General features: G+C 72.4%; 9 protein-coding genes. 6 read left to right on the top strand and 3 right to left on the bottom strand.

Annotation, left to right across the window (positions count from 1 at the left end):
- Window positions 1-11: 11 nt before the first annotated feature.
- Window positions 12-968 carry a methylmalonyl Co-A mutase-associated GTPase MeaB gene (meaB, locus tag C3488_RS08080; RefSeq protein ID WP_103838630.1) on the bottom strand — a complete coding sequence of 319 codons (957 nt, stop codon included), beginning with the start codon at window positions 966-968 and terminating at the stop codon, window positions 12-14.
- 47 nt (window positions 969-1015) lie between these two features.
- The gene (locus C3488_RS08075; RefSeq protein ID WP_103838629.1) at window positions 1016-2218 is read right to left on the bottom strand and encodes an acetyl-CoA C-acetyltransferase; all 1203 of its coding nucleotides are present in this window, start codon (window positions 2216-2218) and stop codon (window positions 1016-1018) included.
- A 148-nt stretch (window positions 2219-2366) separates the two neighbouring features.
- Here C3488_RS08075 and mce point away from each other — a divergent pair, with 148 nt between their 5' ends.
- From mce to C3488_RS08050, 5 genes are all read left to right on the top strand, one after another.
- Window positions 2367-2807 carry a methylmalonyl-CoA epimerase gene (gene mce / locus C3488_RS08070; RefSeq protein WP_103838628.1) on the top strand — a complete coding sequence of 147 codons (441 nt, stop codon included), beginning with the start codon at window positions 2367-2369 and terminating at the stop codon, window positions 2805-2807.
- Between the two features lie 233 nt (window positions 2808-3040).
- On the top strand, window positions 3041-6889 hold the full coding sequence (gene scy, locus C3488_RS08065; RefSeq protein ID WP_103838627.1) for a polarized growth protein Scy: 3849 nt from the start codon (window positions 3041-3043) through the stop codon (window positions 6887-6889).
- A gap of 181 nt (window positions 6890-7070) precedes the next feature.
- Window positions 7071-8006 (top strand): cellulose-binding protein, encoded by a 936-nt coding sequence (locus C3488_RS08060; protein WP_103838626.1) that lies wholly within the window; start codon window positions 7071-7073, stop codon window positions 8004-8006.
- 438 nt (window positions 8007-8444) lie between these two features.
- Window positions 8445-9686, top strand: a complete 1242-nt coding sequence (locus C3488_RS08055; RefSeq protein WP_103838625.1) for an ABC transporter ATP-binding protein — start codon at window positions 8445-8447, stop codon at window positions 9684-9686.
- Complete coding sequence (locus C3488_RS08050) at window positions 9683-10552, top strand: ABC transporter permease subunit (protein ID WP_103838624.1); 870 nt, start codon at window positions 9683-9685, stop codon at window positions 10550-10552. The genes C3488_RS08055 and C3488_RS08050 overlap by 4 nt, the downstream gene beginning before the upstream one ends.
- 9 nt (window positions 10553-10561) lie before the next feature.
- On the opposite strand, the gene C3488_RS08045 is transcribed toward C3488_RS08050, so the two are convergent.
- Window positions 10562-10891: an ATP/GTP-binding protein gene (locus C3488_RS08045; RefSeq protein ID WP_103838623.1), complete on the bottom strand. Its 330-nt coding sequence runs from the start codon at window positions 10889-10891 to the stop codon at window positions 10562-10564.
- A gap of 219 nt (window positions 10892-11110) precedes the next feature.
- On the opposite strand from C3488_RS08045, the gene C3488_RS08040 reads away from it, so the two are divergent.
- Entirely contained in the window at window positions 11111-12139 is a 1029-nt protein-coding gene (locus C3488_RS08040) for an LLM class flavin-dependent oxidoreductase (protein ID WP_103838622.1), read from the top strand.
- Window positions 12140-12197: the final 58 nt, after the last annotated feature.

Genomic DNA, 12197 nt, shown 5'->3' with positions numbered 1-12197 from the left:
ACACTTTCCCGTCAGCCCTGCGTCAGCCCCGCCACCAGTTCGTCCGCCGCCCGGTACGGGTCCAGCTCCCCCGCCACGATCCGCTCCGCCAGGGCGCTCAGGCGGCGGTCCCCGTGGAGGTCGCCGATGCGTTCCCTCAGGGCCGTCACGGCGATCGTCTCGACCTCGTGGGCCGCGCGGGAGAGCCGGCGCTCCGCCAGGACGCCCCGCTCCTCCATCCACGCCCGGTGCTTCTCCAGCGCCTCCACGACCTCGTCGACGCCCTCGGCACGGGCCGCGACCGTCTTCACGATCGGCGGGCGCCAGTCGCCGGGAGCCCGCGACTCGCCCAGGCCCAGCATGTGGTTCAGCTCACGCGCGGTGGCGTCCGCGCCGTCCCGGTCGGCCTTGTTGACGACGTACACGTCGCCGATCTCGAGGATGCCCGCCTTCGCGGCCTGGATGCCGTCGCCCATACCCGGGGCCAGCAGGACGACCGAGGTGTCCGCCTGGGAGGCGATCTCCACCTCCGACTGGCCTACGCCGACCGTCTCCACCAGGATCACGTCGCAGCCCGCCGCGTCCAGGACCCGGATCGCCTGCGGAGCCGCCCACGCCAGACCCCCCAGGTGGCCGCGGGTGGCCATCGAGCGGATGTAGACGCCGGGGTCCGAGGCGTGCTCCGACATCCGCACCCGGTCGCCGAGCAGGGCGCCGCCCGAGAAGGGCGAGGACGGGTCGACGGCGAGCACGCCGACCCGCTTGCCCTGCTTGCGGTACGCGGTCACCAGCGCCGACGTGGACGTGGACTTGCCGACGCCCGGCGACCCCGTGAGGCCCACCACGTATGCGTTGCCGGTCAGCGGGGCCAGCGCCGCCATGACCTCCCTGAGCTGCGGGGACGCCCCCTCCACCAGGGAGATCAGCCGGGCCACGGCCCGCGGCCGGCCTTCCCTGGCCTGGGCCACCAGCGAGGAGACGTCCTGCATCACAGCTCCGTTCACGTGTTCACGCAAAGAGGTCGGTTCGAGAGTGCTCAGGCCTTGGGTACCCGCACGATCAGCGCGTCACCCTGGCCGCCGCCCCCGCACAGCGCCGCCGCGCCCACGCCGCCGCCGCGCCGCTTCAGCTCCAGGGCGAGGTGCAGGACGAGCCGGGCGCCGGACATCCCGATCGGGTGACCCAGAGCAATGGCACCGCCATTGACATTCACCTTTTCGGAGGAAACCCCAAGGTCCTTCATTGACTGCACGGCGACCGCCGCGAAGGCCTCGTTGATCTCGATCAGGTCGAGGTCGGCGACCTCCAGGCCCTCCTTCTTCAGGGCGTGCAGGATCGCGTTCGACGGCTGCGACTGCAGGGAGTTGTCCGGCCCCGCCACGTTGCCGTGGGCGCCGATCTCCGCGATCCAGTCCAGGCCCAGCTCCTGAGCCTTGGCCTTGCTCATCACGACCACGGCCGCCGCACCGTCCGAGATCTGCGAGGAGGAACCGGCCGTGATCGTGCCGTCCTTGCTGAACGCCGGCCGCAGCTTGCCCAGCGACTCCGCCGTGGTGTCGCCGCGGATGCCCTCGTCCTTGGCGAAGAGGACCGGCTCGCCCTTGCGCTGCGGGATCTCCACGGGGGTGATCTCCGCCTCGAAGACGCCGTTCTTCTGGGCGGCGGCGGCCCGCTGGTGGGACAGGGCGGCGATCTCGTCCTGCTCCTGGCGGCCGATGCCGAGGCGGGTGTTGTGCTTCTCGGTGGACTCGCCCATGGCGATGCCGTCGAAGGAGTCGGTCAGCCCGTCGTACGCCATCGCGTCCAGCATCTGGACCGCGCCGTACTTGAAGCCCTCCCGGGACTTCGGCAGCAGGTGGGGGGCGTTGGTCATGGACTCCTGGCCGCCCGCGACGATCACGTCGAACTCACCCGCACGGATCAGCTGGTCCGCGAGCGCGATCGCGTCGAGGCCCGACAGACACACCTTGTTGATCGTCAGGGCCGGGACGCTCATCGGGATGCCCGCCTTGACCGCGGCCTGACGTGCCGGGATCTGACCGGCCCCGGCCTGGAGCACCTGGCCCATGATGACGTACTGCACCTGGTCGCCACCGATCCCCGCACGGTCGAGGGCGGCCTTGATCGCGAAGCCGCCGAGGTCGGCTCCGGAGAAGGACTTCAGCGAGCCGAGCAGCCGTCCCATCGGGGTGCGCGCACCCGCGACGATGACGCTGGTCGTGCTGTTCGTTCCAGACATGAGCTGCGATCCCCTTCCGGCCTGCACAGCCGAGGAGTGAACGAGGGTTTACTTCGAATGTACTGAGCGGTAGGGCAAGCCGTCACCGGGCTGTCAGTGTGATCGCGCGCACGTTGCGTAACCACACGAGGAGCGCTGCACTGAATCCATGCTGACGCGAATCGACCACATCGGAATCGCCTGTTTCGACCTCGAGAAGACCGTCGAGTTCTACACCTCGACGTACGGCTTCTCCGTGTTCCACACCGAGGTCAACGAGGAACAGGGTGTCCGCGAGGCCATGCTGAAGATCAACGACACGGGCGACGGCGGCGCCTCCTACCTGCAACTGCTGGAACCCATCCGCGAGGACTCCACCGTCGCCAAGTGGCTCGCGAAGAACGGCGAGGGCGTGCACCACATCGCCTTCGGCACGGCGGACGTGGACGGCGACTCCGCCGAGATCAGGGACAAGGGCGTGCGGGTGCTGTACGACGAGCCGCGGCGCGGCTCCATGGGCTCGCGGATCACCTTCCTGCACCCCAAGGACTGCCACGGCGTTCTCACAGAACTGGTCACATCGGCGGCCGTTGAGACACCTGAGCACTGACTCCCGTACATAGGGGCCGGTAGGGTTGGGGGCGGTCGCCGCTCCACCAGGGCGACCGGGTCCCGCCGTGACACCGGCGGGACGTGCCGGGGTCCGGGTTTCGGGGGACGAGCGCCGGGGCAGCAGCCCATGCTCCGCCGTTGATCTGACACCATTCCCCGGGGGCCCCGTTCGGCGGATGGACGGAGCTCGTTTGGAGAGACTTGCGACCAGGGGACGGATGGGACCGCGCAGTGCGGGGCTACGAACGCCAGGAGCGAGAGCCGGCGGCTGACGTCGACCACCTCTCTCGGTTCGAGGCCGAGATGGAGCGGCTGAAGACCGAGCGGGAAAAGGCGATCCAGCACGCCGAGGACCTCGGCTACCAGGTCGAGGTGCTGCGCGCCAAGCTGCACGAGGCGCGCCGCACCATCATGTCCCGTCCCGCGTACGACGGGGCCGACATCGGCTACCAGGCCGAGCAGATGCTGCGCACCGCCCAGATGCAGGCGGACCAGCTGCGGGCGGAGGCCGAGCGGGAGCTGAGCCAGGCCCGCGCGCAGACCCAGCGCATCCTCCAGGAGCACGCCGAGCAGGCCGCCCGCCTCCAGGCGGAGCTGCACGCGGAGGCGGTCGCCCGCCGCCAGCAGCTCGACCAGGAGCTGGCCGAGCGCCGGGCGACCGTCGAGTCGCACGTCAACGAGAACGTGGCCTGGGCGGAGCAGCTGCGCGCCCGCTCCGAGGCACAGGCCCGCCGCCTGGTCGAGGAGTCCCGCACCGAGGCCGAGCAGGCCCTCGCCGCCGCCCGCGCCGAGGCCGAGCGGCTGGTCGCCGAGGCCCGGCAGCGGCTGCAGAGCGACGCCGAGTCCGCCCGTGCGGAGGCCGACCAGATCCTGCGCCGCGCCCGCGCGGACGCCGAGCGGCTGCTGAACGCCGCCTCCACCCAGGCCCAGGAGGCCACCGACCACGCCGAGCAGCTGCGCTCCTCCTCCGCCAGCGAGTCGGAGGCCGCCCGCCGGCAGGCGTCCGAGCTGAGCCGGGCCGCCGAGCAGCGGATGGCCGAGGCGGAGGCCGCGCTGCGCGAGGCGCGTGCCCAGGCCGACAAGGTCGTCGCGGAGGCCAAGGAGGCCGCCGCCAAGGCCCTTTCGACCGCCGAGACGGAGGGCGAGCAGCGCACCCGTACCGCCAAGGAGCAGGTCGCCCGGCTGGTCAGCGAGGCCACCAAGGAGGCGGAGGCCACCAAGGCCGAGGCCGAGCAGGTCGTCGCGGACGCGCGCGCCGAGGCCGAGAAGATCGTCGCGGAGGCCGCCGAGAAGGCCCGCACGATCACGGCCGAGGAGACCGCCTCCCAGCTCGGCAAGGCGGCCCGTACGGCCGAGGAGGTCCTCAACAAGGCGTCTCAGGACGCCGCGGCGACCACGAAGGCCGCCGCCGAGGAGGCCGACCGGATCCGCAAGGAGGCCGAGGCCGAGGCGGACCGGCTGCGCGCCGAGGCGCACGACATCGCCGAGCAGCTCAAGGGCGCCGCCAAGGACGACACCAAGGAGTACCGCGCCAAGACGGTCGAGCTGCAGGAGGAGGCCCGCCGGCTGCGCGGCGAGGCCGAGCAGTTGCGCGCCGAGGCGGTCGCCGAGGGCGAGAAGATCCGCGCCGAGGCGCGCCGAGAGGCCGTCCAGCAGATCGAGGAGGCGGCCAAGACCGCCGAGGAGCTGCTCTCCAAGGCGAAGGCCGACGCGGACGAGCTGCGCACCACCGCCACCGCCGACAGCGAGAAGGTCCGCACCGAGGCCATCGAACGCGCCTCGATGCTGCGCCGCCAGGCCGAGGAAGCCCTGGAGCGCACCCGCAAGGAGGCCGAGACCCAGCGCGCCGAGGCCGTCGAGCTGGCGGAGGCGATCAAGGAGGAGGCCGAGAAGGTCGCGCGCGCCCTGCGCGAGGAGAGCGAGCGGGCCGTGGAGGCCCGCCGCGCGGAGGCCGCCGAGGAACTGGCCCGCCTGCAGTCGGAGGCCGAGCAGCGGCTCGCCTCCGCCGAGCAGGCCCTCTCCGACGCCCGTGCGGAGGCGGAGCGGATCCGTCGGGAGGCCGTCGAGGAGACCGACCGGCTGCGCACGGAGTCCTCCGAGCGCATTCGTACGCTGCAGGCGCAGGCCGAGGCCGAGGCCGAGCGGCTGCGCACGGAGGCCGCCTCGGACGCGTCGGCCTCGCGCGCGGAGGGCGAGGCCATCGCCGTCCGCCTGCGCTCGGAGGCGGCGGCCGAGGCCGAGCGGCTGAAGTCGGAGGCGCAGGACACCGCCGACCGGGTCCGCGCGGAGGCGCAGGCCGCGGCCGAGCGGCTGAGCACGGAGGCCTCCGAGACGCTGGCCGCCGCTCAGGAGGAGGCCGCCCGGCGCCGCAGGGAGGCCGAGGAACTCCTCGGTGCCGCCCGCCAGGAGGCCGACCAGGAGCGCGAGCGCGCCCGGGAGCAGAGCGAGGAGCTGCTGGCAGTCGCGCGCGCCCGGGTCGAGGAGGCCCAGGCGGAGGCCGTACGGCTGGTGGAGGAGGCCGACCGGCGCGCCACCGAGATGGTGTCGGCGGCCGAACAGCACGCCCAGCAGGTGCGGGACTCCGTGGCCGGGCTGCACGAGCAGGCGCAGGAGGAGATCACCGGCCTGCGCTCGGCCGCCGAGCACGCGGCGGAGCGTACGCGCACCGAGGCGCAGGAGGAGGCCGACCGGGTCCGCTCCGACGCCTACGCGGAGCGCGAGCGGGCCACCGAGGACGCGAACCGCATCCGGCGGCAGGCCGCCGAGGAGTCGGAGGCCGCCAAGTCGCTGGCGGAGCGGACGGTTTCGGAGGCGATCGCCGAGGCGGAGCGGCTCCGTACGGACGCCACCGAGCACGCGCAGCGGGTGCGGACCGAGGCGTCGGACGCTCTCGCCGAGGCCGACCATGCTGCGGCGCGCACCCGTGCGGAGGCGCGCGAGGACGCCAACCGGATCCGGTCGGACGCGGCCACGCAGGCGGACACCCTCATCACCGAGGCGCGCGCGGAGGCCGAGCGGCTCACCACGGAGACCGCCGCCGAGGCCGAGCGGGTGCGCGCGGAGTCCGTGGCCAAGGCGGAGAAGCTGCTGTCGGACGCCACCGACGAGGCGGAGCGGCTGCGCGCCGAGGCCGCCGAGACGGTGGGCTCCGCGCAGGCGCACGCCGAGCGGATCCGCACCGAGTCGGAGAGGGTCAAGGCGGACGCGGAAGCGGAGGCCGAGCGGATCACGACGGCGGCCCGCGAGGAGGCCGAGCGCACCCTGGACGAGGCCCGCAAGGACGCCAACAAGCGGCGTTCCGAGGCGGCCGAGCAGGTGGACAAGCTCATCACGGAGACCGCCGCCGAGGCCGACAAGCTCCTCACGGAGGCCCAGCAGACGGCCCACAAGACGACCGCGGACGCCGAGGCGCAGGCCGACACGATGGTGGGTGCCGCCCGCGCGGAGGCCGACCGTCTGGTCTCCGAGGCGACGGTCGAGGGCAACACCCTGGTGGAGCGGGCCCGGGCGGACGCGGACGAACTCCTCGTCGGCGCGCGTCGGGACGCCACCCAGATCCGGGAGCGCGCTCAGGAGCTGCGCGAGCGCATCACCGCCGAGATCGAGGAGCTGCACGAGCGGGCGCGGCGCGAGTCGGCCGAGGCGATGAAGTCGGCGGGCGAGCGGTGCGACGCACTGGTCAAGGCCGCCGAGGAGCAGCTCGAGAAGGCCAAGGCGCAGGCGAAGGAGCTGCTGTCGGAGGCCAACTCCGAAGCGGGCAAGGTCCGTATCGCCGCCGTCAAGAAGGCCGAGGGGCTGCTGAAGGAGGCCGAGCAGAAGAAGGCCACGCTGGTCGCCGAGGCCGAGCAGATCAAGGCGGAGGCGATCCGTGAGGCCCGCAAGGCCGTCGAGGAGGGCAAGCGGGAGCTGGAGATTTTGGTGCGCCGGCGGGAGGACATCAACGCGGAGATCTCCCGTGTGCAGGACGTCCTGGAGGCGCTCGAGTCCTTCGAGGCGCCGTCCGCCGGCAAGGACTCCGGTGTCAAGGCGGGTGCCACCGTGGGTGCACCTCGTTCGGGTGGCAAGGCGTCAGAAGGCTAGCCAGAAGCGGGGTTCTATGCTTGCCGGGGCGCCGTGCACAGGTCCTGGCAAGCCCCCCGGCGGCTCAGCCACCCAAAAGGAGTGTCATTCTCCAGATCAAACACGCATCCGCTCGATGACACGCCGCTTTGCGCCCTAGGATTCCCCTATCACCTCACCGGTCTCATTCGACAGGAACCCCATGAGCGACACTTCCCCCTACGGCTTCGAGCTTGTGCGGCGTGGGTACGACCGCGCTCAGGTGGACGAACGGATCTCCAAGCTCGTCTCCGACCGTGACAGTGCTCTCGCGCGCATCACCGCCCTGGAGAAGCGCATCGAGGAGCTCCACCTCGAGACGCAGAACGCCCAGGCCGCCGTCAGCGACGCGGAGCCGTCCTACGCGGGTCTCGGCGCGCGCGTCGAGAAGATCCTCCGCCTCGCCGAGGAAGAGGCCAAGGACCTGCGCGAGGAGGCCCGTCGCGCCGCCGAGCAGCACCGCGAACTCGCCGAGTCGGCCGCCCAGCAGGTGCGCAACGACGCGGAGTCGTTCGCCGCCGACCGCAAGGCGAAGGCGGAGGACGAGGGCCTCCGGATCGTCGAGAAGGCCAAGAGCGACGCGGCCCAGCTGCGCGCCGAGGCGCAGAAGGACGCCCAGTCCAAGCGCGAGGAGGCGGACGCCCTCTTCGAGGAGACCCGCGCCAAGGCCGCTCAGGCCGCCGCCGACTTCGAGACGAACCTCGCCAAGCGGCGTGAGCAGTCCGAGCGCGACCTCGCCTCGCGTCAGGCCAAGGCGGAGAAGCGCCTCGCGGAGATCGAGCACCGCGCCGAGCAGCTGCGCCTGGAGGCGGAGAAGCTGCGTACGGACGCCGACCGTCGTGCCCGCCAGACGGTGGAGACGGCCCAGCGCCAGGCCGAGGACATCGTCGCGGACGCGAACGCCAAGGCCGACCGCATCCGCTCCGAATCCGAGCGCGAGCTCGCGGCCCTGACGAACCGTCGCGACTCGATCAACGCCCAGCTCACCAACGTCCGCGAGATGCTGGCGACGCTCACGGGCGCCGCGGTCGCCGCGACCGGCACGCCGGCCGAGGACGAGCCGATCTCGCGCGGGGTCCCGGCGCAGCAGTCCCGGTAACACCGGGCCGTACGGCGTCTGAACATCCGCGAAGCCCCCCGCCACTCAAGTGGCGGGGGGCTTTGCGCCGTTCTGGCGCGGGCGGCATGATCGAGCTCGAGGCCGGGAGTCCACCGGTGGAACGAGTACAGCACCGGCATGATCCGCACCTCGCTGCCGGCAGCAGGATGGTGCGGGTCGTCGTCACGGCCGGCGACGACCTCCCGTACGGGCCCTCGCGTGCGGGCCCTCGCGTACGGGCCCTGGGGCGGCCTCGGGATCGTGGCGGTGTGGTGATCGCGGCGCTCGCCGGCGGCCATGTCGTGCCGAAAGGCCGCGACGCCTGACCACGGGTCGTTTTACCCGCCCTTGAGCGGAACCGTCAGCGCCCCGATATCCTCCTAACCCTTACGGGGGGCGTGCGCCCCGCTGTCCTGAACCTTGCGATGGGTGCGGAGCATGATCGAGGCAGTCGGCCTGACGAAGCGCTACGGCGACAAGACCGCTGTGTACAACCTCTCCTTCCAGGTGCGGCCGGGAGCCGTGACCGGCTTCCTCGGGCCGAACGGCTCGGGCAAGTCGACAACCATGCGGATGATCCTCGGCCTGGACAACCCGACGTCGGGGACGGTGACGATCGGCGGCTACCCGTACCGCAAGCTGCCCAACGCCCCCCGCCAGGTCGGCGCCCTGCTCGATGCCAAGGCCGTGCACGGGGGCCGGGCCGCCCGCAACCATCTGCTGTCCCTCGCCCAGCTCTCCGGCATCCCGGCCCGCCGCGTGGACGAGGTGCTGGCCGTCGTGGGCCTGCAGGAGGTGGCCGGGAAGCGGTCCAAGGGCTTCTCGCTCGGCATGGGCCAGCGGCTCGGCATCGCCGCCGCGCTCCTCGGCGACCCTCAGGTGCTGCTGTTCGACGAACCGGTCAACGGCCTCGACCCCGAGGGCATCCTGTGGGTCCGCAACCTGATGAAGTCCCTCGCGGCGGAGGGCCGTACGGTCTTCGTCTCCTCCCACCTGATGAGCGAGATGGCGCTGACCGCCGACCACCTGATCGTGATCGGGCGCGGGCAGCTGCTCGCCGACATGAGCGTCAAGGACTTCATCTCCGCGAACTCCGCCGACTTCGCCCGCGTACGCACCCCCGACACCGAGCCGCAGCAGCGGGAGAAGCTGACGGCCGCGCTCACCGAGGCGGGCGGGCACGTGCTGCCCGAGCAGGACGGCGCGCTGCGCGTCACCGGGCTGCCGCTGCCCCGCATCAGCGGCATCGCGCACGACACCGACGTACGCCTGTGGGAACTGTCGCCGCACCAGGCCTCGCTGGAGGAGGCGTACATGCGGATGACGCAGGCGGCCGTCGACTACCGCTCGAGCATCGACCAGAAGGCGGGCCTGATGCAGCCGCTGCCGCCCGGCGTCCAGCCGCCGGTCCCGGTGCCGGGCCAGGGCCAGCCGGGCTGGTACGCCCCACCGCCGCCGCAGCAGGGCGGACAGCCGTTCTCCCCGCAGGGGCAGCCCGGGCAGCCGCCCACGGGGCCGTACACCGCCCCGGCCGCACCGCCCGCCGGGCAGCAGCCGAACCCCTATGCGCAGCCGGTGCCCCAGGAGCAGGCACCGGCCCCCGCCGCCGCGTCCGCGCAGGCACCCGCCGCCGACGCCCCCGCCGCTGCCGACCCGACCAAGTCCGAGGACGCCCGATGAGCACGCCCCAGCCCCCCATGCCGCAGGCCGCGCCCACCTGGCAGGCGGCGCCCGGTTCCGCGTACCCCTCCTACACCTCGCCGATCCCGGTCGTGCGCACCCACCTCGGACACGCCATCGCCTCGGAGTGGACGAAGATCAGGTCGGTGCGCTCGACGATGTGGACGCTGGGTGTCTTCCTGGTCCTCATGATCGGGATCGGGACGCTGTTCGCCGCCATCGCCGCCGCGTCGGACGCCCGCCTCGAGGGCAACTCACCGCTGGGCCTCGGGATCGGCGGAGTCCTGACCGGCAGCATCTGCATCATCACGCTCGGCGTGCTGACCACCGCCTCCGAGTACGGCACCGGGATGATCCGGACGACCATGACCGCATGCCCGAGCCGGACCAGGGTGCTGCTGGCGAAGGCGATCGTCTTCTTCGCCGTGGCGTTCGTGATCACGACGGTGTCCGCGCTGCTCGTCGGCATCCTCCAGACCGCCATGCTGAGGAGCTACGGCCTGGCCCAGCCCACCGGCATGGAGTGGCTGAAGGGAACGGTCGGCATCGGCCTGTACGTGGCGCTGCTCGGCCTGCTCTCGCTGTTCGTGGGCTCCGTCATCCGGCACTCGGCGGGGGCCATCACCATCATGATCGGCCTGGTGCTCGCCCCGCTGGTCATCGCGATGTTCCTGTTCTCGGAGTCGATGCGGGGCCTGCAGAGGTTCCTGCTGGAGTACTCGATCCCGAGCCAGCTCAGCGCCCTGTACGGGGACTCCCTGGGCGGCTCGGGCCCCACGGGCTGGGAGCCGGTGTGGATCGTCCTCGGCCTCGCGGCCGTCGCCTTCGCCGGCGCCTGGCTGCTGCTGGAGCGACGGGACGTGTAGGCCCCGGGCTCAGAACTTCGGCGCGTTTCGGGACCGCTGCACCCGCGTGGTGCGGCGGTCCTTCGCGTTCCAGCAGGACTTGTGCCAGTGCCGGCGTTCGTCCACCCCCGCGAACTCGGGCCAGGCCACCACGTGCGGGACGCCGGAGGAGATCACCTGGTCGCAGCCGGGGCACCGGTAGGTCTTGCCCTCGGCGCTCGCGCCCGCCACATGGCGCACGCTCCACTCCTCGCCCTGCCAGCTCTCGGTGGACTGCCAGCCGCCGTACCGCTCCCTGTCGTCGTCCGCGCTCCGGCCGGACGAGCCTGGGCCCTTGGGTCGGTTGCGACGCGGAGACACAGGACACCTCACAGGGCTATACAGGGAGCAGCGGCCGTATCCAGCCTACGCGGCGCCGACACGGGTACGCGTACGTCACCAACTCCACGGATCCCCCTCCCACCGGCCGATTCGGCAGACAATCCGCAAATCTCTCCGCAACCCGTGACTTGGGCACATGTCAGGCAGTTATGCCGCGTGGGGGCGCTCCGCGTCGGAGCCAGGAAAGCAGGAAGTGCGATGCGCGTTGGAAGTTTTGTACTGGCGGCCCAGTTTCCGGGACAGGGCCAGGGTGAGGCGCTGCACCGCGCGGTGCGGTCGGCCGAGGCCGCCGAGGAGGCGGGCCTGGACACGGTGTGGCTGGCCGAGCACCACTTCGTGCCGTACGGGACCTGCCCGTCGGCGATCACGCTGGCGGCCCTCCTGCTGGGCCGCACCCACCGGATCCGGGTCGGCACGGCGGTGAGCGTCCTGCCCACCGCGCACCCGGTCGCACTCGGCGAGCAGGCCGCGCTCCTCCACATCACCTCCGGCGGGCGGTTCTCGCTCGGCGTGGGGCGCGGCGGACCGTGGGTGGACCTGGAGGTGTTCGGCACGGGGCTGAAGGCGTACGAGACGGGCTTCCCGGAATCACTCGATCTGTTGGTGCGCTGGCTGCGCGAACCGTCCGTGGCCGCTGCGGGGGAACGATTCACCTTCCGTGAAGTCCCGGTCGTCCCGCGCCCGTCGGAGTCGCTCACGGACACCGAGGGCCCGGAGGTCGTCGTCGCCTGCACCTCGCCGGCGAGCGTACGGCTGGCGGCCGAGCGGGGTCTGCCGATGCTGCTCGGCATGCACGTGGGGGACGAGGAGAAGGCGGACATGGTCGCCCTGTGGCGGAGCCACGCGCAGGCGGCCGGAGTCGACGGCGACGCGATCGCCGGCGCCGCCCATGTCTCGGCCGGTGTCTGCCAGATCGCCGACCGGCGCACCGACGCCGTCGAGGCGCTGACGAAGGCGATGCCAGGCTGGCTGAAACAGGGGCTCGACGCGCATGTGACGGTGGACGGGCGGGCCCGCGCCATGCGGGACCCGCTCGCGTACACCGAACTGCTCTGCGGGCTGCACCCGGTGGGCACCCCGCGGCTGTGTGCCGACCGGCTCGCGGCGACCTCCGAGCGGACCGGCATCACACGCTTCGCGCTGCTCGTCGAGGGCTCCGGCGACCTTGCGGCGACGGTGGAGAACGTCCGCAGGCTGGGCGCCGAGGTACTCCCCCACGTCCGCTGAACCCACCGGGCGGGTCACGGACGCGGGAGCCTGCCGCTTCGGCACACACTCAGGAGCC

Source organism: Streptomyces sp. Ru72 (assembly GCF_002920635.1).
Classification (GTDB): domain Bacteria; phylum Actinomycetota; class Actinomycetes; order Streptomycetales; family Streptomycetaceae; genus Streptomyces.
This window is presented reverse-complemented; position numbering and strand designations above follow the sequence as displayed.

What these genes read in the sequence shown, in the direction of transcription:
- meaB (WP_103838630.1), bottom strand. Translation starts at nt 968, where the DNA reads ATGCAGGACGTCTCCTCGCTGGTGGCCCAGGCCAGGGAAGGCCGGCCG.
- mce (WP_103838628.1), top strand. Translation starts at nt 2,367, where the DNA reads ATGCTGACGCGAATCGACCACATCGGAATCGCCTGTTTCGACCTCGAG.
- C3488_RS08075 (WP_103838629.1), bottom strand. Translation starts at nt 2,218, where the DNA reads ATGTCTGGAACGAACAGCACGACCAGCGTCATCGTCGCGGGTGCGCGC.
- C3488_RS08050 (WP_103838624.1), top strand. Translation starts at nt 9,683, where the DNA reads ATGAGCACGCCCCAGCCCCCCATGCCGCAGGCCGCGCCCACCTGGCAG.
- C3488_RS08060 (WP_103838626.1), top strand. Translation starts at nt 7,071, where the DNA reads ATGAGCGACACTTCCCCCTACGGCTTCGAGCTTGTGCGGCGTGGGTAC.
- C3488_RS08040 (WP_103838622.1), top strand. Translation starts at nt 11,111, where the DNA reads ATGCGCGTTGGAAGTTTTGTACTGGCGGCCCAGTTTCCGGGACAGGGC.
- C3488_RS08055 (WP_103838625.1), top strand. Translation starts at nt 8,445, where the DNA reads ATGATCGAGGCAGTCGGCCTGACGAAGCGCTACGGCGACAAGACCGCT.